This is a genomic window from Nonomuraea basaltis (assembly GCF_005893125.1).
GTDB lineage: Bacteria > Actinomycetota > Actinomycetes > Streptosporangiales > Streptosporangiaceae > Nonomuraea > Nonomuraea basaltis.
The window spans coordinates 1-20,779 of the sequence record NZ_VCJS01000223.1; the positions used below are offsets into that span (position 1 = coordinate 1).

At 68.1% G+C, this 20,779-nt stretch carries 26 protein-coding genes and 1 pseudogene; 20 read left to right on the plus strand and 7 right to left on the minus strand.

Annotated elements, in window-relative coordinates; genetic code table 11:
* Positions 1-223: 223 nt before the first annotated feature.
* The 3 genes from EJK15_RS55440 to EJK15_RS55450 are packed head-to-tail and all read left to right on the plus strand — an operon-like array spanning position 224 to position 2,438.
* Positions 224-832 carry a dihydrofolate reductase family protein gene (locus EJK15_RS55440; RefSeq protein ID WP_138718512.1) on the plus strand — a complete coding sequence of 203 codons (609 nt, stop codon included), beginning with the start codon at positions 224-226 and terminating at the stop codon, positions 830-832.
* Between the two features lie 53 nt (positions 833-885).
* Positions 886-1,209, plus strand: a complete 324-nt coding sequence (locus EJK15_RS55445) for a YciI family protein (protein WP_138718513.1) — start codon at positions 886-888, stop codon at positions 1,207-1,209.
* The gene (locus EJK15_RS55450) at positions 1,206-2,438 is read left to right on the plus strand and encodes an RNA polymerase sigma factor (RefSeq protein ID WP_138718514.1); all 1,233 of its coding nucleotides are present in this window, start codon (positions 1,206-1,208) and stop codon (positions 2,436-2,438) included. The genes EJK15_RS55445 and EJK15_RS55450 overlap by 4 nt, the downstream gene beginning before the upstream one ends.
* 242 nt (positions 2,439-2,680) lie before the next feature.
* On the opposite strand, the gene EJK15_RS55455 is transcribed toward EJK15_RS55450, so the two are convergent.
* Positions 2,681-2,995 (minus strand): DUF6199 family natural product biosynthesis protein, encoded by a 315-nt coding sequence (locus tag EJK15_RS55455; protein WP_171075107.1) that lies wholly within the window; start codon positions 2,993-2,995, stop codon positions 2,681-2,683.
* A gap of 238 nt (positions 2,996-3,233) precedes the next feature.
* Between EJK15_RS55455 and EJK15_RS75525 the strand changes: the two are divergent.
* The 5 genes and pseudogenes from EJK15_RS75525 to EJK15_RS55485 form a co-directional block, all read left to right on the plus strand.
* Positions 3,234-3,353, plus strand: a pseudogene (locus tag EJK15_RS75525) (alpha/beta fold hydrolase); the annotation flags it as partial.
* Positions 3,354-4,002: 649 nt separating this feature from the next.
* Positions 4,003-4,245, plus strand: coding sequence for a hypothetical protein (locus EJK15_RS55465; RefSeq protein ID WP_138718516.1), 243 nt, complete (start codon positions 4,003-4,005; stop codon positions 4,243-4,245).
* Positions 4,246-4,315: 70 nt separating this feature from the next.
* Positions 4,316-4,828, plus strand: a complete 513-nt coding sequence (locus EJK15_RS55470; RefSeq protein ID WP_138718517.1) for a TlpA family protein disulfide reductase — start codon at positions 4,316-4,318, stop codon at positions 4,826-4,828.
* Positions 4,829-4,943: 115 nt separating this feature from the next.
* On the plus strand, positions 4,944-5,360 hold the full coding sequence (locus tag EJK15_RS55480; protein WP_138718518.1) for a S26 family signal peptidase: 417 nt from the start codon (positions 4,944-4,946) through the stop codon (positions 5,358-5,360).
* A gap of 13 nt (positions 5,361-5,373) precedes the next feature.
* Complete coding sequence (locus EJK15_RS55485) at positions 5,374-5,571, plus strand: hypothetical protein (RefSeq protein ID WP_138718519.1); 198 nt, start codon at positions 5,374-5,376, stop codon at positions 5,569-5,571.
* A gap of 388 nt (positions 5,572-5,959) precedes the next feature.
* On the opposite strand, the gene EJK15_RS55490 is transcribed toward EJK15_RS55485, so the two are convergent.
* Positions 5,960-7,177 carry a winged helix DNA-binding domain-containing protein gene (locus tag EJK15_RS55490; protein WP_138718520.1) on the minus strand — a complete coding sequence of 406 codons (1,218 nt, stop codon included), beginning with the start codon at positions 7,175-7,177 and terminating at the stop codon, positions 5,960-5,962.
* Between the two features lie 142 nt (positions 7,178-7,319).
* On the opposite strand from EJK15_RS55490, the gene EJK15_RS55495 reads away from it, so the two are divergent.
* Genes EJK15_RS55495 through EJK15_RS55505 form a run of 3 tightly spaced genes read left to right on the plus strand, consistent with a single transcriptional unit; the run spans position 7,320 to position 10,521 of the window.
* Positions 7,320-8,003 carry a TetR/AcrR family transcriptional regulator gene (locus EJK15_RS55495; protein WP_138718521.1) on the plus strand — a complete coding sequence of 228 codons (684 nt, stop codon included), beginning with the start codon at positions 7,320-7,322 and terminating at the stop codon, positions 8,001-8,003.
* Positions 8,003-8,926 (plus strand): ABC transporter ATP-binding protein, encoded by a 924-nt coding sequence (locus EJK15_RS55500; protein WP_138718522.1) that lies wholly within the window; start codon positions 8,003-8,005, stop codon positions 8,924-8,926. Before EJK15_RS55495 ends, EJK15_RS55500 begins: the two co-directional genes overlap by 1 nt.
* Positions 8,923-10,521 carry an ABC transporter permease gene (locus EJK15_RS55505; RefSeq protein ID WP_138718523.1) on the plus strand — a complete coding sequence of 533 codons (1,599 nt, stop codon included), beginning with the start codon at positions 8,923-8,925 and terminating at the stop codon, positions 10,519-10,521. Before EJK15_RS55500 ends, EJK15_RS55505 begins: the two co-directional genes overlap by 4 nt.
* A gap of 62 nt (positions 10,522-10,583) precedes the next feature.
* Here EJK15_RS55505 and EJK15_RS55510 read toward each other — a convergent pair whose 3' ends face one another.
* Positions 10,584-11,039 carry a pyridoxamine 5'-phosphate oxidase family protein gene (locus EJK15_RS55510; protein ID WP_138718524.1) on the minus strand — a complete coding sequence of 152 codons (456 nt, stop codon included), beginning with the start codon at positions 11,037-11,039 and terminating at the stop codon, positions 10,584-10,586.
* Between the two features lie 183 nt (positions 11,040-11,222).
* Here EJK15_RS55510 and dapF point away from each other — a divergent pair, with 183 nt between their 5' ends.
* The 9 genes from dapF to EJK15_RS55555 all read left to right on the plus strand — a co-directional run bounded on the left by dapF (position 11,223) and on the right by EJK15_RS55555 (position 17,507).
* Positions 11,223-12,212 (plus strand): diaminopimelate epimerase, encoded by a 990-nt coding sequence (gene dapF / locus EJK15_RS55515; protein WP_138718525.1) that lies wholly within the window; start codon positions 11,223-11,225, stop codon positions 12,210-12,212.
* Positions 12,213-12,480: 268 nt separating this feature from the next.
* A complete protein-coding gene (locus EJK15_RS55520; protein ID WP_276615544.1) occupies positions 12,481-12,927 on the plus strand; it encodes an RNA polymerase sigma factor in 447 nt (148 codons plus the stop codon).
* On the plus strand, positions 12,920-13,867 hold the full coding sequence (locus EJK15_RS55525) for a hypothetical protein (protein WP_138718527.1): 948 nt from the start codon (positions 12,920-12,922) through the stop codon (positions 13,865-13,867). Before EJK15_RS55520 ends, EJK15_RS55525 begins: the two co-directional genes overlap by 8 nt.
* 270 nt (positions 13,868-14,137) lie before the next feature.
* Positions 14,138-14,503, plus strand: a complete 366-nt coding sequence (locus EJK15_RS55530; RefSeq protein ID WP_138718528.1) for a hypothetical protein — start codon at positions 14,138-14,140, stop codon at positions 14,501-14,503.
* A 12-nt stretch (positions 14,504-14,515) separates the two neighbouring features.
* Complete coding sequence (locus EJK15_RS55535) at positions 14,516-15,433, plus strand: hypothetical protein (protein WP_138718529.1); 918 nt, start codon at positions 14,516-14,518, stop codon at positions 15,431-15,433.
* Positions 15,434-15,442: 9 nt separating this feature from the next.
* Positions 15,443-15,880 (plus strand): YbaB/EbfC family nucleoid-associated protein, encoded by a 438-nt coding sequence (locus EJK15_RS55540; RefSeq protein WP_138718530.1) that lies wholly within the window; start codon positions 15,443-15,445, stop codon positions 15,878-15,880.
* A 170-nt stretch (positions 15,881-16,050) separates the two neighbouring features.
* On the plus strand, positions 16,051-16,509 hold the full coding sequence (locus EJK15_RS55545; protein WP_206061750.1) for a hypothetical protein: 459 nt from the start codon (positions 16,051-16,053) through the stop codon (positions 16,507-16,509).
* A gap of 213 nt (positions 16,510-16,722) precedes the next feature.
* Entirely contained in the window at positions 16,723-17,139 is a 417-nt protein-coding gene (locus EJK15_RS55550; RefSeq protein ID WP_171075109.1) for a YbaB/EbfC family nucleoid-associated protein, read from the plus strand.
* Positions 17,136-17,507 carry a hypothetical protein gene (locus EJK15_RS55555; protein WP_138718532.1) on the plus strand — a complete coding sequence of 124 codons (372 nt, stop codon included), beginning with the start codon at positions 17,136-17,138 and terminating at the stop codon, positions 17,505-17,507. The genes EJK15_RS55550 and EJK15_RS55555 overlap by 4 nt, the downstream gene beginning before the upstream one ends.
* Here EJK15_RS55555 and EJK15_RS55560 read toward each other — a convergent pair.
* The 4 genes from EJK15_RS55560 to EJK15_RS55575 all read right to left on the minus strand — a co-directional run.
* A complete protein-coding gene (locus tag EJK15_RS55560; RefSeq protein WP_138718533.1) occupies positions 17,419-18,486 on the minus strand; it encodes a scabin-related ADP-ribosyltransferase in 1,068 nt (355 codons plus the stop codon). The two genes, EJK15_RS55555 and EJK15_RS55560, sit on opposite strands and share 89 nt — an antisense overlap.
* A gap of 6 nt (positions 18,487-18,492) precedes the next feature.
* Positions 18,493-19,032 carry a type VII secretion system-associated protein gene (locus tag EJK15_RS55565; RefSeq protein WP_138718534.1) on the minus strand — a complete coding sequence of 180 codons (540 nt, stop codon included), beginning with the start codon at positions 19,030-19,032 and terminating at the stop codon, positions 18,493-18,495.
* A gap of 484 nt (positions 19,033-19,516) precedes the next feature.
* Entirely contained in the window at positions 19,517-20,065 is a 549-nt protein-coding gene (locus tag EJK15_RS55570) for an MmcQ/YjbR family DNA-binding protein (RefSeq protein ID WP_338089946.1), read from the minus strand.
* Positions 20,058-20,779: SpoIIE family protein phosphatase (locus EJK15_RS55575; protein WP_171075110.1), on the minus strand; the 722-nt coding region annotated here is incomplete at its 5' end. The genes EJK15_RS55570 and EJK15_RS55575, both read right to left, overlap by 8 nt.

Below are 20,779 nucleotides of genomic sequence, written 5' to 3' on the forward strand. Positions count from 1 at the left end.
TGCGTCCTTGGGCTCCGTGCGTGCCACCGCGGTGTCCTCCAGGTCGATCTCCGTCGATGCCTGGATCACAGTACTCATCAGGTGCGTTCTCCTTGATCAGGAGTTACACCGAAAACCGTACAGTCCCAGAAATCCGGGAGGCGGTGTCGGATCGGGGCGGTGGTGTTCGTAGCAGGGGTGAGGCCGCCCACAAGAGGCGGCGCCAAGGTAAGGAACCGCGATCATGAAGCTGACGACCATGACTCAGGTCACCATCGATGGAGTGATGCAGGGAAACGGCGGTGCGTCGGATGACCGCAGGAACGGATTCGAGCGCGGCGGATGGGCCCGGGGGAAGGGCGACGACGAGACCAGGACGTTCATCACGCAGACCTACCAGCGCGCAGAGGCGTTCCTGTTCGGCCGGCGCACCTACGAGCTGTTCGCCGGCTCCTGGGGATCAATCGACCAGATGCGCGCACATCCCATCGGCGTGGCCTTGAACGAGGCCCCCAAGTACGTTGCCTCGACTACGCTCACCGCGCCGCGTTGGGAGGACACGACCGTTCTCCGCGGTGACCTCGCGGCGGCCATCAGTGAGCTGAAGGCCAAGCCGGGGGGTGAGTTGCAGGTGCACGGCAGTGGCATCCTGACCCGGTGGCTGCTGGAGAACGATCTAGTCGACGAGATGACTCTGCTCACCGTCCCGGTGGTCGTCGGCCAGGGCGCGCGGCTGTTCCCGGACGCGGGCCCGGATCTTGCGCTCGACCTGGTCGAGTCGCGCGTCGACTCCAAGGGCGTGACGATCCAGGTCTACCGGCCGGCTGGGCGCCCGCGGTATGCAAGGGCCTGAAGTCCCTGACCACCGAACCACGCTGTCTTGACACCACAGGAGATGATCTTCAGATGCAGTACCTGGTTTCCGTGATCGATGACAAGAGCAATCCCGGCAGCACGGACAGGGGGCCTGCCATCAGCGCGTTCAACGAACGACTGATCGCCGAGGGCTACTGGGTTTTCGCGGGCGGACTCGCGGACACCGACGCGGCCACGGTCATCGACAACCGGGGCGAGCAGGCAGTGTTCAGCGACGGGCCTTTCGTGGAGTCGAAGGAGTACCTCGCCGGCGTCTGGGTGTGGGAGGCCCCCGATCTGGATGTGGCGCTCAAGCTCGCCACCGAGGCGTCGAAGGTCTGCGATCGGAAGATCGAGGTGCGGCCGTTCCAGTGAGCGACGTCGAGGAGGCGATCACCCGGGCCCACCACGACGAGTGGGCGCGGGTGATCGCCGCCCTGACCAGGCGTTTCGGTGACCTCGACATCGCCGAGGAGGCGGCCGCCGAGGCGTTCGCGACCGCCGTCGAGCGGTGGCGGGCCGACGGCGTACCCCCCAACCCCGGCGCCTGGCTGACCACAACCGCCAACCGCAAGGCCATCGACCGGATCCGGCGCGAGAACAAGCGCGACGACAAGCACAAGGAGGCTCAGATGGTGTACGACGACCCGCCCGAGCCTGTCGGCGCCATCGACGACGACCGGCTCCGGCTGATCTTCACCTGCTGTCACCCGGCGCTGGGGATCCAGGCCAGGGTGGCGCTGACGCTGCGCATGGTCGGCGGTCTGACCGTGCCCGAGATCGCCCGCGCTTTCCTGGTCCAGGAGACCGCCTTGGAGCGGCGCATCACCCGCGCGAAAGCCAAGATCAAGGCGGCTCGCATCCCGTATCGGGTGCCGTCCGCCGAGGATCTCCCGGCACGCGTCACCGGCGTACTCGCCGTGCTGTATCTGGTGTTCAACGAGGGCTACCTGGCGACCGGCCCCGGCACCGACTCGGTGCGTCACGACCTGACCGCCGAGGCGATCCGGCTCACCCGCCTGATCCGTGCCCTCATGCCCGACGACGGCGAGGTGGCCGGGCTGCTGGCGCTGATGCTCCTCACCGAGGCCCGCCGCACCGCCCGGGTCTCGGCCAGCGGCGAACTGGTCGCCCTCGACGAGCAGGACCGTGGGGCCTGGGACACGGCGCTGATCGCCGAAGGTCACCACCTGGTGCGCGAGCGCCTCGCCGCGGCCGCCGCCGGGGTGGCTCCAGGCCGCTACCAGATCCTCGCCGCGATCAACGCCGTGCACACCTCCGCCCGCGACGTCCGTGACACCGACTGGTCGCAGGTCCTCGCCCTCTACGATCAGCTCGTCCGCCTCGACCCCTCACCGATCATCGCCCTCAACCGGGCCATCGCGGCCGCCGAACTCGACGGCCCGCAGGTGGCACTGGCAGCCATCGACCGTCTCGAGGACAAGCTGGCCGGCTATCACGCCTACCACGCCACCCGCGCCGACCTGCTGCGCCGGCTGGGCCACAGTCAGCAGTCGCGCGCGGCCTACGACAAAGCCATCGAGCTGGCGGGCAACACCGCCGAAACCGCCTACCTGACCCGCCGCCGCGGCCAACTCCGGTAGCGCCCACCGATCCCGATCGACACCCCTCGCGCAGCGGCGGCCGACCCCGAGGCGCCCTGCCGATGCATTCCGCAACCTGTCGCCCCAGCGACGGGTCTCGCTTCGTCCGAGCTTCGAATGCCAGGTCGCGAATACGCATTTCGCGCCGCCGAGCGCGCAACTGAGCGTCACCACCGACAGCCCGATTCCCCGTCAAGGACGCCTGAGAACTACCGCGAAGGCGGAAATCTACGGTTGAAGGGTCAATCTTCGGGGCAGAGGAAGGTGCCCTTCTCGCAAGTCTGCTCGGGGGTTGGCTCGGGTTCTTCGCGGGTTTCCTGGTAGGTCGTCGTCTCTGCGGGTTTCTGGTCGTGTTCGATGGCCGCGGGGATGAAGACGAGGACCAGCACCACCAGTGTGACGATCCCGAGGACGCGGGTGAATGTCACGGTGCCGTCGCTGGGTTCGTGGGCCTCGGGGTTCTTGTAACCGGAGGCCCGCATTCGCCAGAAGCCCCGAGGGGACACAGCCATGAACAGGCACAAAAGCGCGAACAGGATGGTCAAGAAGGTCCACATGGAGTCTCCGCGGGCTGACGACGGATGGGAGTTGAATCGATCAATTGCCGCGAAGGTGAACCGAATGGTTCGCGTCGCGATTCGCGACCACGTGTAGAACGACACTCCGTTTGAGCACATAGATGACGTACGGCGACATCGTTGTTGTGTGGGACGGCACCACCCCGGCGGAACGCCGCCGGCTACGGCAGAGCGCGGCATGACCCTTCGACCCGCGAACGGAAACCCATGGACGACCGGCCGCCCGATCATCCTCATCCACGGCTACCCGCTCAACGCTCAGTCCTGGGAGAAGCAGGAACGCGCCCTCCTGGCAGCCTGCCACCGCGTCATCGCCTACGGCCGGCGTAGCTTCGGCTTGCGTTCGATGCTCACGCTGCGAAGGTACGGTTTGTGGTCTGGGCACTGCTTGTCACTTTTGCGCGCGCCGGGAGCTGTCCAGGAGCCGTAAACGTTGTCCCAGGCTGTCGCCTGAGCGCTCACCTTGCAGCCGATAACAGCCCGAAATGCCCGGCCTGATATGCACTTGGCCCAGCCGTAGTCCCCCCCGCTGGCCATGTCGCGGATGACTCCTGTCTTGCAGACCGGGTAAGCCGCGTTAGCGGCGCCGGCACCGACCAGCAACGTAGCTGCTGCTGTCAGGCTGAGCGTGGTTACGGCTACGAGCTTCCTTGCGAGCCTTGGCATCATTCTCCGTTCCCGAAGCATTTGACTTTGTCGCTTCGGGACAAAATCAGACCATATCCCGGTATGCCGGGGGTATGTCGCAACCTCTGCGTGCCTCGGGTCCGGCGGCGACCTCGAGCACGAGACGCGGGCCTCCTCAGCCTGAAGCACTGCGACCTGGCCACCTGAGCGACGGAGCCCGCGCTGCCGGACAGCACGCCTGAGCCGTCCTGACCCGCCGTCGGCGCCGAGTGCCTCTGCCACTAACGCCGCGCCAGTGGCGCGCTAGTGAGGGACGGGAACATCGACCATCGTGGATCTGCTCGCTTGTCGGGTGTCAGGTGCTCATCGGGGTTGTTTTCGCGGTCGCCGCGTTCAGCAAGCTTCGCAGCCGTGCCGCCCTGCGGTCGTTCGCGTCGTCGCCGGCGATGCTGGCGATGCTGGCGATGCCGGCGATGCTGCCTGAGCGTTTCCGTATGCCCGTGGCGGGTGTGGTGGCCTCAGGGGAGGCAGCGGCGGCCGTGCCGCAGGCGAGATTCCGCTGCCGGCCGCCGGGCTGGCGATCGCGGTGCCCGCGGGCCTGATCGGTGCGGTTTTCGTGATCGCTTTCGACGATGTCGTTGATCTTTTCGTTGACACTTCTGGAGGGCTGTGATGGTCTACCTGACCGCGGCGGTCGTGCTGGTCGGACTGCTGGGCCTGGCCAACCTGCTGCTGCTCGTCGGTGTGGTGCGTCGGCTGCGCATGCTTTCGGCCCAGCTCCCCGAGATGGTCAACGGGCCTGAGCCCGGCGAGAAGATCCCATCGTTCACGGCCTTGACCTCCGAGGGTGACCCGATCTCCGCAGAATCCTTGATGGGCGCCCCCGCACTGATCGGTTTCTTCTCGCCCGGTTGCGCGCCGTGCAGGCAATTGTTGCCGGAGTTCGTCGAGCGGGCCGGACGGACCTCAGATCCGGTCATGGCCGTGGTGGTGACCGGCGGTGATGACGATGCCGCGGCGGAGTTCGAGCGGCTGGCTGCGGTGGCCCGGGTGGTGCGGGAGGAGCCGCACGGCCCCCTCCAGAAGTCGTTCCGGGTGTCCGAATTCCCGACAGTGATCACGACGGACGCCACCGGAACCGTCATCGGTAGTGACGTCGACCTGCCGGAGACGGTCCACGCATGATGGAGCACGGAACGATCGTGGAATCCGGAACTCACCACGAACTCATGGCGGCCGGCGGCCGGTACGCGCGACTTTTCCGCCTGCAAGCTCAGGGGCATGCCGAGGCGGCGGTCGCATGAAGATCTGGTCTCCCGCCGCCGTTCTGCTGCTCGTCGCCGCCCTGGTCGTATGGCTGCGCCGTACGTATTCGATCATCCGCGTGGATGGCGACAGCATGAACCCCACCCTGGTCGACGGGGACAGGGTCTTGGCCCGCCGGGTCTCGCCGTCGGCCCTGCGCCGAGGTCAGGTCGCCGTCGTCGTCAACCCGCTGCCGGTGGGAGGGCGGCTTCTCATCAAGCGCATCGCCGCGCTGCCCGGCGATCCGGTCCCCCCGATGCCGCGGACCGTCCTGTCCGAAGAGCGGGTGCCCAGCGGGCAACTGATCCTTCTCGGCGACAACGCGGACGTCAGCTTCGACTCCCGCGATCTCGGCTATTTCCCGGTGTCCGAAATCCATGCCATCACCATCAGAAAGCTGATGGGGATCTAGTGAAAGGAAACAAATGAAATTCATCGAATCACTGTCGGATCGCGTGCTGAGCCGGATCCTGCGGGAGGAGGCCGCTAGCGCCTTCGTCAAGAAGGGGCCGTGTATCTTCGGCGTTCGAGTCGTCATGACGTGCACGATGGATGGCCAGGGGACCTCGTGCTGGAACAAGCGGCTGGTGCCGTGCGGGAAGAAGGTCGGGAGAGGGCGCTGAACGCCGTCCTCGGAAAGATCGCGGACCGCGCCCTGGGGTGGGTGATTCCCGGAAACGCCGCCGCTGCGGGCACCGTTTCATGCACGCCGAGCAGTACCGGCGCCGGGTACTGGAGCTCGTGCCGGTACAACGCCAACTGTCACAGCGGGCTCTGGAAGGTCTACCTGGTGTGCTACTGCCCGCCCGGGGGATCCGGGTGCTACGTCAGGACCGCCGGGGGCAGGCGGTGCTGCTAGGTCGTTTCTCCCCGGCCGAGTAAGCGACGATCATGCGTGAAGCCCGTGGTGGAAGTGGTGATGATGGAGATCGACTTCATCCGGGCTTCACGCTGCTCGACGTGTCGTGAGGGAGTCTGCCGGCGGAGAGTGCCTGAAGAACCATTCCTTGATCACGCGATCTGGGCGGCGTGCGCCTCAATGAAGGGGAGCATACGTTCCGCCTCTTCGAGCACCGCTCCGGGGTCGGCCAGCGGCCGGAACGGTGAAATGAGCACGGTCCCGTCCTTCAGTGCCCATGTGCCGCGGACGAAGCCGTCCACGAGGAACGTTGGAACGCCGCCCGAGGCTGCCGGAGCGATGCGCTTGCGGTCCTCCTCGCTGATCACGCGCGTCCGGTCCCGATGGCCGAGCAGACTGTTGTCGAACGCGGGCAGGAACCGCACCGGGGCCGGCAGGTCGGGGTCGGCGAGCGTCGCCTCGGGCAGGTCGAACAACTCCTTGCCGTCTTCGTTCCGGTGGACGCGCAGGCGTGGTCTGAGCCCTTCCATCACCTCGCGCAGGCGCGTCACGCCGGCCCAGGCCTGCACGTCCATGACGCTCGCCGGCCCGAACGCCGCCAGGTAGCGCAGGACCATCGTCTCGAGCCGCCGTTCCGAGGCCATGGGGATGCCTGTCCAGTCCTCCGCGAGGGTCACCTCGATCGAGGACCGGTTCCTCCACTTTCCCCAGACACCGGCCGATGGGCCGTGGACGAGCGGCTCCAAGATTTCCACCGCATCGGCGAGCCGGCCCGCATGACGTCCGGGGAACCGCTCGCCGAGCAACCGGCCGAGTTCGCGCCGGGTCAGCGATCGGCCGCTGAGCACCTCCCGGCCGATCTGTGCCAGCTTGCCGAGGTTGAGTCCCTCGATCTCCTGCGCGTAATAGGCGTGCCGCAGGGCGACGCTGACGATGGGCTCAACCGCCGGCCGGAGCCAGGCGAAGTCGTGGGGACACACCAGGTGCACGGTCCTGCGGATCACGGTCGAGCGCACCACGCTGCGATCGTGGATCAACATGTCGAGGTGTTCGTGCCGGAAGCCGTCGATGCGCGTCCACAGCCCGACGTACGGCCAGTTCGGTTCCTGCCCTTGAACGGCGACCAGATGCCGGACCACGTCCAGAGGCGCGCGAGAGGAGCGGCTCAGCAGGAACTGCCGGTCGAGAAGCGTACGGTTGAGGGTGCGCTGAGAGACGATCAATACTCCGCCTTCATGGGCTACGGCGTTCCAGGTGATCTTAGCGACGAAACTCCTAAACCACCTGGGATCGGACCTCGTCTGAGAACTGCGGATAGTACCCGGAACCAACTGCGCCCCCTGGGCGTCGGGGCATCCGGGGCCCGCCATCGCTAATTCCTGCGCGCTTCCTCCTCGACCTCCAGCCTCCCCGAACGCCCGTTCACTCTCGCGCTGCAGACTTCCTATGCACTCGCATAGTATTCTCTCCATATGAGCAATTCTCTATGCGTTTGGATAGGAGCCATGGGCAGTGACGACATCAAGACCCGACCCTGAGGACCTGACCGCTCGCGCGCGGATCAGAGACGCGGCCTTGCGGCATTTCGGGGAGCATGGCTTCGAGAAGGCGACAACCCGAGGGATCGCCGAGACCGCGGGCGTCTCCCCGGGACTGCTGCGCCATCACTTCGGGTCCAAGCAGGCGCTGCGCGAGGCGTGCGACGCCCACCTGGTCAAGCTGATCAGCAGGATCAACGAGCAGGCCAGCGCCGACACGGCCGCCGGCGGCGTGAGCGGCGTGAACTACGTCGCGGCCTCCCTGGCGGCCCTCGGGCCCTACCAGCGATACCTGGCGCGCGCCCTGACCGAGGGATGGGCCGAGCCGGTGTTCGACGCGATGGTCCAGATGAGCGAGCAGTGGCTCGCAGGTCTCGACGAGCGCCGCTCCGATCCCCCCTTCGCCGACCGCAAGGCCAGGGCGACGGTGGGCACGGCGATGGCCATGGCCGTCGGAATCCTCCACAAGCACGTGTCCCGAGGGCTGGGTGTCGACGTGTCCAGCCACGAAGGCGCCCACCTGCTCGCCCTGACCGTGCTCGACCTCTACTCCCACCCCTGGCTCAGCCCGGAAGAGGCCGCCGCGTACCGCGACGCCCTGGACAAGACCCGGACGGACACCGAAACCACACTCCGGTCGGCCGAGGAGCACCCCTGATGAGTGACGCGATATCCGTAACAGGCTTAATCAAGACGTTCGGCGCCACCCGCGCACTGGACGGCCTCGATCTCGTCGTGGGCACCGGAGAGGTGCACGGCTTCCTGGGGCCGAACGGCGCGGGCAAGAGCACCACGATCCGGATCCTGCTCGGCATGCTTCGCGCCGACGCGGGCACCGCCCGGCTGCTCGGCGGCGATCCGTGGGCCGACGCGACGGAACTGCATCGCAGGCTGGCCTACGTACCCGGCGATGTCACGCTGTGGCCCCGTCTGTCCGGCGGCGAGGTGATCGACCTGCTCGGACGGCTGCGCGGCGGGCTCGACGAGCGGCGCCGCGCCGAGCTGCTGGAGCGCTTCGACCTGGACCCCCGCAAGAAGTGCCGCGCCTACTCCAAGGGCAACCGGCAAAAGGTGGCCCTGATCGCCGCGCTGGCCTCCGACGTCGAGCTGCTCATCCTCGACGAACCCACCACCGGGCTGGACCCCCTGATGGAGGAGGTCTTCCGCGAGACGGTACGCCAGGAGCAGCGCCGCGGAAACCGGACCGTACTGCTGTCCAGCCACATCCTGGCCGAGGTCGAAGCGCTGTGCGACCGGGTGACCATCATCAAGGACGGACGCACGGTCGAAAGCGGCACCCTGGCCGGCCTGCGTCATCTCACCCGCACCTCCATCCAGGCCGATCTGGCGGCGCCGGCGGACGGGCTGGCCGGCCTGCCCGGCGTGCATGACCTGCGCGCCGAGGGCAGCCGGGTGTGGTTCGACGTCGACACCACCGGCCTGGACGCCGTGCTGCGGCACCTCACCGACGCCGGCGTACGCGGCCTTGTCAGCCGGCCCCCCACCCTGGAGGAGCTGTTCCTACGGCACTACGACCGCACCGGCGGGAGCGACGGGCGACACGCAGGAGCGGCACGATGAACCCTTTCACTGGCACCGGCCACCTGATCCGCCTGGCGCTGCGCCGGGAAAGGACCATCGCCCCCTGGTGGATCCTGCTGATCGTGACCATGGCCCTGACGATGGTCGCCTACATCAACAGGAACATGGGCACCTACGAGCTGAAACTCGCGTACATCGACATCATCCGCAGCAACGCCTTCCTCCAAGGGCTCGGCGGCGGGTTCGCCGAACCGCGGCTGGAGGTGCTCGCCACGTGGCGCAGCGGCGGGTTCCTCTATGTGGCGAGCGCGTTCGCGGCCGTCATGTCCGTCGTCCGGCACACGCGCCGGGAGGAGGACGCCGGCCGCAGCGAGCTGGTCCGCTCGGCCGTGGTGAGCCGTCACGCTCAGCTGACCGCCGCCATGCTGGTAGCGGCGGGGAACAGTCTGCTCGGCGGGCTCGTGACGGCCGTCGTGCTGATCGGGATCGGGCTCGAACCGATCGGATCGCTCGCCTACGGGGCCGCCATCACGGTGGCGGGCTGGGTGTTCGCAGGCATCGCCGCCGTCGCCGCCCAGCTGGCGCGCAACGCCCGTACGGCCACCGCGATCGGCCTGTCCCTGCTCGCCATCTCCTTCGTGATGCGCTATGCCGGTGATGCGAGCGCGCAGTACTGGCTGAAGTACCTGTCCCCGATCGGCTGGAGCCATCTGGTGCAGGCCTACCAGGACGAGCGGTGGTGGATGCTCGGGATCTCAATCCTGGCCGGCGCCGTCCTGTCCGCCGTTGCCTATCAGCTGCTCGGCCGCCGCGACCTCGGCGCCGGGCTGTTGCCCGAACGCCTCGGGCGCGCGACGGCACCGGAGCTGCGCGGCCCGATCAGCCTGGCCTGGCGGCTGCACCGCGGCCTGCTGGTCAAATGGACGGCCGGGGTCGTGTTCTTCGCGGCGGCGGCCGCCGGGTTGAGCCCGCTGGGCCGGGATCTGCTCTCGCGACCGAGCATCGTGGTCGACAACATCAGGAGCACCCTCGGCGTACCCGCAGATGCGATGCTCGGCGCCTACTCCTGGTACATGATCCTGATCCTCGCGTACGCCATCGCGCTCTACCCGGTGCTCATGACACTGCGGCTGCGCTCGGAGGAGACCTCAGGCCGCGCGGAGGCCGTCCAGGCCACCGCGGTGACCCGGCTCCGGTGGGCGGTCGGGCACCTGATCGTGACCGGGCTCGGCACGACGGCGCTGATGGCCGTCTCCGGGCTCGTGTTCGGCACGCTGTACTCGGTGCTCGTGGGCGATCTCGCCACCGACATGCCCCGGTTCCTGTCCGGGGCGCTGGGCGCCGTGCCGGCCGCATGGTGCGTCGGCGCGGTGTGCCTGCTCGCCTACGCAATGCTGCCGCGGGCGAGCGCGGCGATCTCCTGGACCGTCTGGATCCTGACCGCCGCGCTCGGGCAGGTCGTCGGCCCCCTCTACGGGCGGTGGGGCGGCAGCCCGCTGGAACCGTTCCACTACATCCCCAACGCCTTCACCGCAGCACCCATGGACGCCAGACCGAGCCTGGCCCTGCTCGCCGTCACGACGGTGCTGCTCGGCGGCGGACTGCTCGCCCTCCGCCGCCGCGACTTTGGGTAAGGCCGTACGCTGGCGGTTCGGCAGCTTGGACAGCGCCTCCCAGAGGCCGGCCTGGGCGGGGGTTACTCGCGCTCGACCCTTCGCAGCCCGTGCGTGGGCGTCCACCACTCGACGACGAGCTTCGTGGCCTCGTCGTTGAGGTGGGTGTGCACGACCTCGGCGATGTCGGCGTGGAAGCGGTCGCCGTCCGGTCCCTCGGTGATTGGTCCGGCAGCGATCGCCCGACCGGAGATCTTCGCCTCGCCCGGCCATTGCCCCTCGGAGCCCTCGATCGGGTCGACCGTGGCGCTGTGCAGAGCGAAACGCGGATCCCGACGGAGATCCGCGCCCTTGCGCGCGTTCGGCATCGAGCCGAAGACCAGCTCGCCGTCCTCGAAGACCGCCTCGATCCCGGAGATCCGCGGCGACCCGTCGGCTCGCAAGGTGGCAATGGTCTTGTGTCTGTGGGCGTCGAACAGCGCCCGCACGCGCTGCGCGAACTCCGGCTCTGCCTGTTCGACCTTCTGCCACGCCGTCATACGCCCATGATGCACCGATGACCGCGGGCGGGATACGCAGACAGGACTGCGACCAGGGCGCGCCCCCAGCCTCCCACCACGGCCAACCTCCACGGAACCCCACGCTGTAGCCCGCGCGGCACGCGATCATCGCCCAGGAAGGCTGGCGGATGAGCCCGGCCGTCACCGCAGCAAGGATCGTCCATGTCCCGCCCCAAGGTCGCCAAGACCCACGGCTCCAGGAACATCATCCTGGTCGCCGACGGCGCCCCCGACGACCACTTCACCGCCGCCGAGCTGCCCCGCGCGGTGCAGCGGCTGTGCGCGTGGAAGGGCGGCAGCGACGGCATCTACTTCGTCAAGGATGCCGCGGACGGCGCCGTGGACGCCTGGTTCTTCAACCCGGACGGCTCGCCCGCCCTGCTGTGCGGCAACGGCATGCGCGCCGCCGGCCGCCTCATGCTCGACCGGCACCAGGCCGACGAGATGGTCCTGCGCACCGGCCCCTACGCCTTCACGGTTCGCGCCGCCGAGAGCACCGCCCAGGGCGTGCGGCAGGTCGCTGTCGAGCTGCCCGCCGTCGACTTCACCCCCCACGACCCGATCGTGGCGGGCGTCGCCTGGCCGTATGTCGACCAGGCCAACCCCGCCTACAGCCCCCAGCGCACCGTCACGGCCCTCGCCGTGCCGAACAGCCATCTGATCACCCTGGTGGACCGCTACGACGAGGACGAGCTGATCGCCACCGGCAGCCGTGTGGCCGACGACAGCGCCAATTTCCCCATCGGCGCCAACGTCTCCTGCGTCCAGCGGCTCGGCGAGGACGAGGTCTACATCCGCACCTTCGAGCGCGGCGCCGGGCTGACGGAGTCCTGCGGCTCCGGCGTCTCCGCCTCCCGCGCCACCCTCTCCCGCCTCGGCCTGGCCGACCCCGACGCGCGCGTACTGGTCCGCAACCCGGGCGGCCCCTCCCACAGCTGGCTCCAGCAGACCGGCGACGTGTGGCAGCCGGTCCTCGAAGGCAACGCCACCGTCATCCTGCGGACCGAGGTCGACACCGCCGACGTCCTCGGCGGCGCCCCGCTCGACTTCGCCGGCGAAGCTTTCACGGACGAGATCGAAGCCTTCGACGCCCTCTTCCAGGACAACCTCACGACCCTCCGCACCTCGGGCATCAACCCCGCCGTCGCTTAGCAAACCACTCGCCGCCCGCTGCCTGCCGCCCACACCCTGGGAGACAGGCCGACACCGCACCAAGGTTGTTGTCTTGCGCCAGGGAGTCGTCCTTGGAGCTCAGGCCCTGGCCTGGACTGAGGAATCTTGCTCCTTTGGTGCTCATCGCGGACCCCAGAGTCGGGCCGTCCCGTACATCCACCGGGATGCCGTGTGACCATTCCTGTCCGGATCGCGTCTGGTCTGTTGTGACAATCGTAAGAACGCGGAGGGCACCATCATCGAGGAGCTGTACCGCGAGCACTGGGCGCTCGTGTGCGGGTTCCTGTTACGCCGAACCCGCGACCCCCACCTTGCCGAGGACCTGGCCCAGGAGACGTTCGTCAAGGCGACCAGGGCGCTGCTCGGCTGGCGCGGCGAGAACGCGGCCGCGTGGCTGCTCACCATCGCCCGCAACGTTCTGGTCGACCACGTCCGGCGCCACCGCCGCGAACTGGCCCTGCCCGACCCCGACGAGCTCGGCGTGCCTGCGCTGCACGCCGAATCGCTGGCCGTGCGCGACGCCCTGGATCGGCTGTCCGAGCAGCACCGCAGGCTGCTCACCATGGTCTACTTCGAGGGCTTCTCGCTGGTCGAGGTGGCCGCGATGACCGGCAAGAAGCACGCCACGATCAAGACGGCCGTGTGGCGGGCCAGAGCCGCCTTCGCCGATATCTACGGAGTTCCTTATGACTGACGATGATCTGCTGCCCATGCCCGACTTCGATCCCAAGGCGACCCGCCGGGCCGTCCGGCGGGGTCTCACCCGCACCGCGATCACGGTGCTGGCGGCACTTGTCGTCCTCATCCTGGCGGCGACGGCCGGCTCCAGCCTGATCCAGCAGCGCGGCGACCGGGAACTGCGCATGACGGACGTGCTGGGCACCGCCTTCAAGATCTACAACCCCGGCTACGACATTGAAGTCCGGGACTGGGGTGCCACCACGCCGCTGTCGATGTCGTTCACCGTGGCTGTCAGGCCGATGCGGGCCGTTGGGGGCTTCGTCGGTGGTTACGGAGGTGTCGAGCATGTCGTCACCCAGGACTTCTTCGGCCACGTGGGCAGGCTGCCGCTCGGCAGCTACGCCAACACCACGCTGAGCACGGCGCTGGTCAACGTGGGTACGGGCAACCAGCCCAAGCAGGACAGCCGCAAGGTCCTGGCCAGGCTCCCGGAGGGGCTCAACGCGTTGGCAGTGGTCGAGTTCGCCAAGCCGCTCACCACCGAAGAGCTCGTCGCCTTCACCGCCAGATACAAGTCATATGCCGAGAAGGTGGTATACGAGCGGCGCCCCAGGTCGATCCCCATCACGTGGGGAGGGATGACGATGTGGGACCGAGCCCCGATGCCGGAAAATGAGGCCGGAGAGGACCGTTGGATCGAGCCTGATGAGGCGATCAAGCTGGACCTTGCGAACTTCCGCCGCTGGGTGGGCATCCTCAAGGACTACGACGACGACAACCTGCACGACTTCGACCTGAGCCTGGCCCGGCTGCGCAAAGTCGCGAAGGACGGCCTGGCCTACGCCTACGTGGACTCGTTGGCCACGATCGGGGAACTGCGGAAGATCATCGAGGATCCGCTGGTCCAGGCGGTCCGCGTAGCGGACGTCACCTACGATCTCGAACGGCCCTAGACCAGGTCGAGGTACGGCCAGAAGCGGCCATTGATCAAGTTGCTTCGTAATCTCGGAAGTCGAATCGGGGCCTGACCGAGGGGCAGCGTCCTGCTGGCCCTGGTGCCCGCCTCCTCGGCCAACGCCCACGGCACGATGGCCAACCTGCCCAGCCGCGTCTACGCCTGCAAGAACGAATGCGCTGAACAGCAGGTGAACAGGAGAGATTTGCCCTGTTATATGGCGTGGTTTCACGTTGATGTGTCAGGGGAGCCTTAAACTCATGGCCTTATGAATGACATCGCTGATCTTGCACGCGGGTTCGGTTCCGCGTATCGAACGCCCCCGGCAACGCCGCCGGACGCCGATCAGGTGGAAATCGCACACGACCAGTTCCGGGAGATCCTGACGCGCCTGCCAGAGGCGGGGAAGCCTCTGCATGACGCTCTCACGCGGATCGTCGACTGCCGGGTGGCCGAGGAGTCGTGGACCGGCTACACCGTCTCCCTCGCCGTGGCCTACAGCGCGGCCGAGGGCTACACACTGGCGGCGCTCAGGCGTCTGACCGAGATCACCTCCTTCTTCGAGGAGGGAGTCAGGATCTCTGGCGTCAACTGGAAGGCTGCCGAGGACGCCAGCACCGTGAAGGCGGTCTGACCGATGGTAGGGATGGAACAGGGTCCCTGGCTGGCGAAGAAGAACCTGCAGATCGGCACCAGCGCCGCAATCACCCTGTCGGCGCTCGGCGTGCCGGCCGCCTGGGCGTTCCTCCCCCCGTTGTACATCCATCAGTACGCGCCACAGGCGTTCTGGGACGGTGGTCTGTCCTGGCGTCAGGTGATGGCCGACATGGAGCGAGCGCGTGACCATTTCGAGTCCAACACCGCGAACGTCTCCGAGAACGGCTGGAAGAGCGAGGACGGCCGGGAGTTCGAGAAACACGCGGACCGCTTCCAGGATGATCTGCAGAGCATCGAGTTCCGCGCGGCCTGCGTCTGCGCGGTGTTGTTCCTGTCCGCCATCCTGACGATGACGATGATCCTGTTGATGACGCTGATCGCCGCGCTCCTGGCGATGCTCGCCATCTGGGTGCTGATCGCCTCCATCAACCCGCTCAGCGCCGCGACGGCACGGCTGAAGGCGAACGAGACGCTGATCGCTGTGTACAACACGCAGCTCAGGCCCATCGAGAATCTGGTGGCCACAGCCATGCACTCCTGCGCTGCGCTGCTCGGTGCACTCATCTCCGAAGACGTCGTGGGGGATGCAGTGCGGGGAGATCTCAGCGGCGCCCGCGACTTCGCCGACGGCATGGCCGCCCAAGGCCCCATGCTGCTCTGGGGCGGCGCCAACCGTCTGGAGCGCGACCTCACCGCGTTCGGCTTCGGCGGCACCTTCCCCGCAGGCGGCTTCTACGGAGGTCTGGCCGGTGACCGCGCAGGCCAAGTGCTGCCGACGCTTCTGCCCCCCGTCGCCGGCGTCAAGGTGTTCAACGACGCCGAGTACACCGGCGGCAGCCCGGCGATCACCGGCCGCTTCGCCCCGGAGCAGAACTCCGATGGCTCCTACGCCTACCCCTGGGAATGACCGGACGACATGGACGACATCAAGAACATCCTGGGGTTCGACCCCGAACGCCTGGCCAAGGACTCTGACACGTTCTTCGCCCAGATCCGGAAGGTGCAGGAGAACGCCATCGCCGTCACCGCCCGCGCCGAGTCCGCCGACCAGCGGGTGGTGGTGGAGTACTCCAGCTCCGAAGGCGTCCAGGCGCTCCACATCGATGCCCGTGCGATGCGTATGGGCTCCAAAGAACTGGCCGAAACGATCCTCACCCTCATCCGTCAGGCGCGGCAGGAAGCCGAGGCGAAAGGGCGCGAGCAGCTCACCGAGCTCCTGGGCAAGAACAACTCGCTGATCACCGAACGCGACGAAATCGGCAAGCAACTCAGAAACTCCACCGGCGATCTGCAGCAGAACCTCCAGACCGCTACTGACATGCTCGACCGCCTGCGGACAATGTTCCGCGCCTAGCTGGGATCGCGCTCGGTGGGAGACCGGCAACGTCACCGGGCTCGGAGACGCCGTCCACCACATCCGCCCGTCGGCCGCGCGGTCTTCGGGGAGCGCTGAGTCTGCCGGGCCCTGTATGTGCCCCGTAGCGTCCGAGAGCGTGAAGGCGCCGCGACAGTAGCATGAGCGCCATGTATCCGCCCGCGCCGCACACCCCATGGAGCCAGCCGCCCCAGCCCGTTCCCTCCGGGGCGCAGGCGCGTCTCGTCCTTGAGGTGAAGCGGCATTGGCTTGGCTTCATGCTGGCCATGATCACGCCCAACATCATTCTCAACGGCCACCAGATGCTGGGCCGATGGGGCAGCAACACGATCCCCCTTCCTCCCGGCCAGTACCATCTTCACGTCCACCTGCCCTATTTCCTCCCCGCACGGATCGGTCCTGCGGACCTGACGGTCTGGCTCCAGCCCGGAATGGCGCTCGAACTCGAATACCGCGCCCCCCTGTGGGCCTACTCCCGAGGCGCCCTCGGCCCCGCACCCCAGCCATGGAACGGAAAGGGCTGCATGATCGCCCTACTGGCGATCGCGGGCGGCTGGTTGGCGCTCGTGCTGATTCTGATCGCCGTTACGGTACTCTCGCTCGACTAAGCGTTCGATCACTGCGGTGGTCGTGCAGCGGCGCCAGGAGACCGTTGCGGACTTGAGCGGATGGCGGGACCATCACCCGCAACCGCGGCCCGGTCAGCAAGGAAGCCTTCGATGCCGCCCGGCAGGCCGGGCTGAGCGACGACCTGGTCCACTCATGAGCCGTTCACCCGGATGACGCTTTCCCGTACGCAGCCGTCCCTATTCTCTCGACCCATGGCCGTGGATTTCGAGGATTTCGAGGATTTCGATCGGTTCCTGGACGAAGCCAGGCGCGGGCTCGACGCGCTGGGAAAGGAGCCGCTGCCGGAGAAGGAACTCGCCGGTGGCGAGGGGACGGCCGCGGACGGTCGGGTGTCGGCGAGGGTCTCGCCGGAGTGCCGGCTCACGTCGTTGAAGGTCGATCCGCGGGTCGTGCGGATGGGCTCGCACGAGCTGTGCGACCTGATCATGGTCGCCGTCAACGCCGCACTGGATGACCTGCGCGCGAACCTCGAGGCCAGGCGCGAACACGTTGACGTGGCGGGGCTGGCCCAGGCGCTGGAGGGCGTCCAGGAGGAGTCCATGAGGAAGATGAACGCCCTCACGCAGGAGATCGGCGATCTCGCCCGCCGGATCGAGAGCCGCGGATGAAACCCCTGGACGTCCGCCCGTCCATCCTGCGAACGGCGTCCGGCGGGCTCGGCGGGGTGCGGGGCGATCTCGCCGCACGCAGTCGCGAAGTCGGCGGCTCGCCGGCCATGTTCGGCACTGGGCCCATCGGCGGGCTGGTCGGCGGGCTCTTCGGGCAGACGGTTGGTGCGATGCTGGAGTCGCTGGAGTCGGTCGTGGCCGACCTGGGGGACGCCGAGCAGGCGCTGGGCCGGATGGACGTCGAATATCGCCGGGCCGACCGGCTCGGCGAGGAGACCGTCAGCCAGGCCGTGCGAAGGGATTATCCAGCCAGTCGCCCACCGTCGTCTCCCCCTTCCGGGACACCTGGTACGGCCGGGCTCGCGTGATGTAATCCGGGGCGACGCCACCAGGAAAGACGACCTCGTCGTAACTCGAGTTCGGCAGCCGGAGGCCGGTGCCGCCGGGCGTGCGGACCTCGTACACCCAGCCCTGCCGCCCGTACTCGTGCCACCACTGCTGGATATTGCGGTTGTAGCTGGTGCTGACGAAGGCGGAGCTCCTCGCCCGCGCGTCCAGGAAGGCGACGTACCCGTTCAGATCGGTGTTGACGGGATTCCTCGGCTGCAAGCCCTGGGAGAAGATCTCGTCGGGGTGGCGGGTGTCGGACCGGTAGACGGGTCGGTTGTCCCGGCGCCACACCGGCCGCGTGCTGGGGAAGGGGGAGCCGCGAAAGCCCGGCCGGGGCCGGATCGCGGAAATGTCGACGTTGCGGTTCGCGGCGGCCTTGAGGGGGTCCCAGTTCGCCGGGCGGCCACGCAGCCGGCCGACGCCGCCGCGCAGGAGCATGACCGCGCGCTTCAGCGGGTCGGCCACGCCGCGCGAGAAGAAGCGGGCGATGTCGTCCAGCAGCTTGCGCAGGGCGGTGCGGGTCGCGGCCGTACGCGCGGCGACGGCCGCCAGCGAGGCCGCCGGGGAGGTCACCACCATGGCCATGGCACGGGCGACGGCGATCAGCAGCGCGACGAGCTGGGCGATCACCCCGAGCTTCCACAGCAGCACGATCAGCGCCGCGCTCAGCAGGGCCAGGCCGACCAGCTCGAGGGCGTCGGCCAGCCGGTTCGCCCGGTCGGCCGGCGCGCTTCGCTCCGCCCACGAGCGGTAGGCGTCCACGCCGTCGCCGGAATTCTGCTCGAACACGTGGCTCTGATGGGACTCCGTGTCCTGCGCGGACTGCCTCAGCTGCGCCGAGAGCACCAAGTACCGCGCGCCCTCCGCATGGATCGCATCTTCGTCGGAGTCCGGCCAGACGGCCAGGCCGGTCCAGGCGAGCGGGGTGGCCAGCTCCTGCGGCAGCTGAAGGGACATGGCCGATCAGCGGCCGTCCGGGCGGGGGATGCGGATGCCCGCGGCGCCCTCTGCGTTGAGCGCGAGATCGACGCCCTCGGGCATCAGGCCCACCAGGTCGGAGCCGCGCAGCACCTGCCAGCCCGAAACCTCGGCTGGAAGGTCCTTCGGCAGGTGGACCCGCGAGGTGTAGGCCATGACGACTCCCGTGTCGTACACCGGGATCTTCCCTTTGACCCCTGCGCCCACGAAGACCTCCGACTCCAGCAGGAGCGGTATGAGGTCCCCGCCGTCCGAATAGCCGGTCACCGCCAGCTGGATGGCGGCGTCGAGCGGGTCGGCCGGCTCCCCGAAGCCCAGTGACACGGGCGAGGGCCGGTAGTTGGGGTTGGGGGTGAACTCCTCGCCCACCTCGCCGCGCTCGTCGACCCGCCACGCGCCGATCACACCGTACGGGGGGACCGCGCCGTCCGGATCGAAGAACCGGTCAATGGCGTACAGCCACTGACCGGGCATCGAACGCGCCTCGGCACGCATGCGGTCGGTGAGCGGAGGAGGCGCGGACACGATCGGCAGCCTACTCGATCAGTACGTCCAGCTGTAGCGGGGCTCGGCCTGCCACCCCGCCGTTCGGGCCCGGACAGCGGGCCATCAGCGCCCGATTCCCCTCGGAGCGATGCTCAGCGTCGGACTATCGACAGAGGGTGAAGGTGCCGCCGCGCCCCCAGCCACAGGTGTCGATCTTCTTGAAGTCGCCAACGGACGAGAATGAGTGCGTGATCAGGCCATTGCCTCTCATCCTGCGGACGGCTGGACGCCCGCAGGCCGGCGCGGTAGCGCTTTCGACTTTCAGCTTCGTACGGCAGGTAGAGCAGGTTCCGTGGCCATATCGGGCTCTGCCGTGGCCGTCCGGCGGAACCGGCGGACGACTGCCGCCTCATGGTGAGCAGGCCGGTGAGGCAGAGCCAGGCGACGGCGTCGCCCACCACCGGCTGTACGGGGTGGGCCGTCCGTCGATCACGACGGTGATCTTGCCGTCGGCGGCCGGCTGTCAGGTCCGTAACTCGTTCCGTTGAGCCCTGGTCAGTCGTGCCACCACCAGCTCGTAGGAGTGATCGATCAGCTCCAGCAGCTCCTCATCAGGCACCGAGCCATCGAGCTCCACGGTGTTCCAGTGCCGCTTGTTGAGGTGGTAGCCCGGCGTGATCGCGGCATGGCGAGCACGCAGGTCGGTGGCCAGATCGGGATCACACTTGAGGCTGACGCCCCCCGGCGGCGGACCCAGCGAAACCAGCGCGAACATCCGCCCGGCCACCTTGAAGACAGCCACCTCGTCGCCGAACGGGTAGTCCTCCACCGATCCGGGCTTGGCCGCGCATTCCGCAATGACCCGGTCACGCTGTGAGCTGTCCGCCATCACCTGCTCACCTGCCGTTCTCTGGCTCCGCGGCCGATCCAACCGTGGAGGCTGCCGCAGAACAATCGCTATCCCTGGCGCATCCGGTATATCAGCCGCCGCGGCACGAGCAAGCCCGTCCGCGAGTTGGCCCGGCGCGGTGAGGTTGGCTTTCGAAACCGGTTCGTCGGGGGTATCACTCATCGTCCAGCAGGTCGTACAGATCCAGACCGCTCTGCTCGGGGAGCAGCGCAGGTGACAGGCACTTGAGAGGTTGTTCGGTCCAGATGCATTTGCCGGTGGCGGTGTAGCGGGTGCCCCAGCGGTGGGCGATCGCGGACACCAGTTGGAGTCCGCGTCCGCCTTCGTCGGTGTCGGCGGCGCGGCGGATGCGGGGTGTGGTGAGGCTGCCGTCGGAGACTTCGCAGGTGAGCACGTTGCTGCGGAGCATGCGCAGGTGGATGGGGCCCTTGGCGTGGCGGACGACGTTGCCGACCAGTTCGCTGGCCAGCAGTTCGGTGGTCATCGACAGGTCGTCCAGGTCCCAGGCGTGAAGCTGGGTCCGGACGTGTTCGCGGGCCTCGCCCGCGGCTCTGGGGTGCTCGGGCAGCGGCCAGGCCGCCATGTCGTCGCCCGATAGCGCGTGGGTGTGGACGACCAGCAGGGCGGCGTCGTCGGCCGTCCCTTGCCTGCCGGGCAGCAGGGTGGCGATGAGACTGTCGCACAGGGATTCGAGGCACTCGGCGCAGTGGAGCCCCGTCGCGTCGAGCGCGGCGGCGTGATCCTGGTGCCCGGGCAGAGCCCCGGAGATCGTGCCGCTGAGCGCCTCGGCGAGGTCGGCCATGCCCTTGTCGATGTCGAGGGTGGAGGATTCGACCAGGCCGTCGGTGTACAGCACCAGCAGACTGCCTTCGGGCA

Coding starts and splice junctions, on each gene's coding strand:
- EJK15_RS55500 (WP_138718522.1), top strand. CDS start 8,003: ATGAGTGACGCGATATCCGTAACAGGCTTAATCAAGACGTTCGGCGCC.
- EJK15_RS55470 (WP_138718517.1), top strand. CDS start 4,316: ATGGTCTACCTGACCGCGGCGGTCGTGCTGGTCGGACTGCTGGGCCTG.
- EJK15_RS55485 (WP_138718519.1), top strand. CDS start 5,374: ATGAAATTCATCGAATCACTGTCGGATCGCGTGCTGAGCCGGATCCTG.
- EJK15_RS55490 (WP_138718520.1), bottom strand. CDS start 7,177: ATGGCGGGCCCCGGATGCCCCGACGCCCAGGGGGCGCAGTTGGTTCCG.
- EJK15_RS55545 (WP_206061750.1), top strand. CDS start 16,051: ATGTATCCGCCCGCGCCGCACACCCCATGGAGCCAGCCGCCCCAGCCC.
- EJK15_RS55480 (WP_138718518.1), top strand. CDS start 4,944: ATGAAGATCTGGTCTCCCGCCGCCGTTCTGCTGCTCGTCGCCGCCCTG.
- EJK15_RS55510 (WP_138718524.1), bottom strand. CDS start 11,039: ATGACGGCGTGGCAGAAGGTCGAACAGGCAGAGCCGGAGTTCGCGCAG.
- EJK15_RS55570 (WP_338089946.1), bottom strand. CDS start 20,065: ATGAGTGATACCCCCGACGAACCGGTTTCGAAAGCCAACCTCACCGCG.
- EJK15_RS55550 (WP_171075109.1), top strand. CDS start 16,723: ATGGCCGTGGATTTCGAGGATTTCGAGGATTTCGATCGGTTCCTGGAC.
- EJK15_RS55530 (WP_138718528.1), top strand. CDS start 14,138: ATGAATGACATCGCTGATCTTGCACGCGGGTTCGGTTCCGCGTATCGA.
- EJK15_RS55440 (WP_138718512.1), top strand. CDS start 224: ATGAAGCTGACGACCATGACTCAGGTCACCATCGATGGAGTGATGCAG.
- EJK15_RS55560 (WP_138718533.1), bottom strand. CDS start 18,486: ATGTCCCTTCAGCTGCCGCAGGAGCTGGCCACCCCGCTCGCCTGGACC.
- dapF (WP_138718525.1), top strand. CDS start 11,223: ATGTCCCGCCCCAAGGTCGCCAAGACCCACGGCTCCAGGAACATCATC.
- EJK15_RS55540 (WP_138718530.1), top strand. CDS start 15,443: ATGGACGACATCAAGAACATCCTGGGGTTCGACCCCGAACGCCTGGCC.
- EJK15_RS55555 (WP_138718532.1), top strand. CDS start 17,136: ATGAAACCCCTGGACGTCCGCCCGTCCATCCTGCGAACGGCGTCCGGC.
- EJK15_RS55455 (WP_171075107.1), bottom strand. CDS start 2,995: ATGTGGACCTTCTTGACCATCCTGTTCGCGCTTTTGTGCCTGTTCATG.
- EJK15_RS55535 (WP_138718529.1), top strand. CDS start 14,516: ATGGAACAGGGTCCCTGGCTGGCGAAGAAGAACCTGCAGATCGGCACC.
- EJK15_RS55505 (WP_138718523.1), top strand. CDS start 8,923: ATGAACCCTTTCACTGGCACCGGCCACCTGATCCGCCTGGCGCTGCGC.
- EJK15_RS55445 (WP_138718513.1), top strand. CDS start 886: ATGCAGTACCTGGTTTCCGTGATCGATGACAAGAGCAATCCCGGCAGC.
- EJK15_RS55525 (WP_138718527.1), top strand. CDS start 12,920: ATGACTGACGATGATCTGCTGCCCATGCCCGACTTCGATCCCAAGGCG.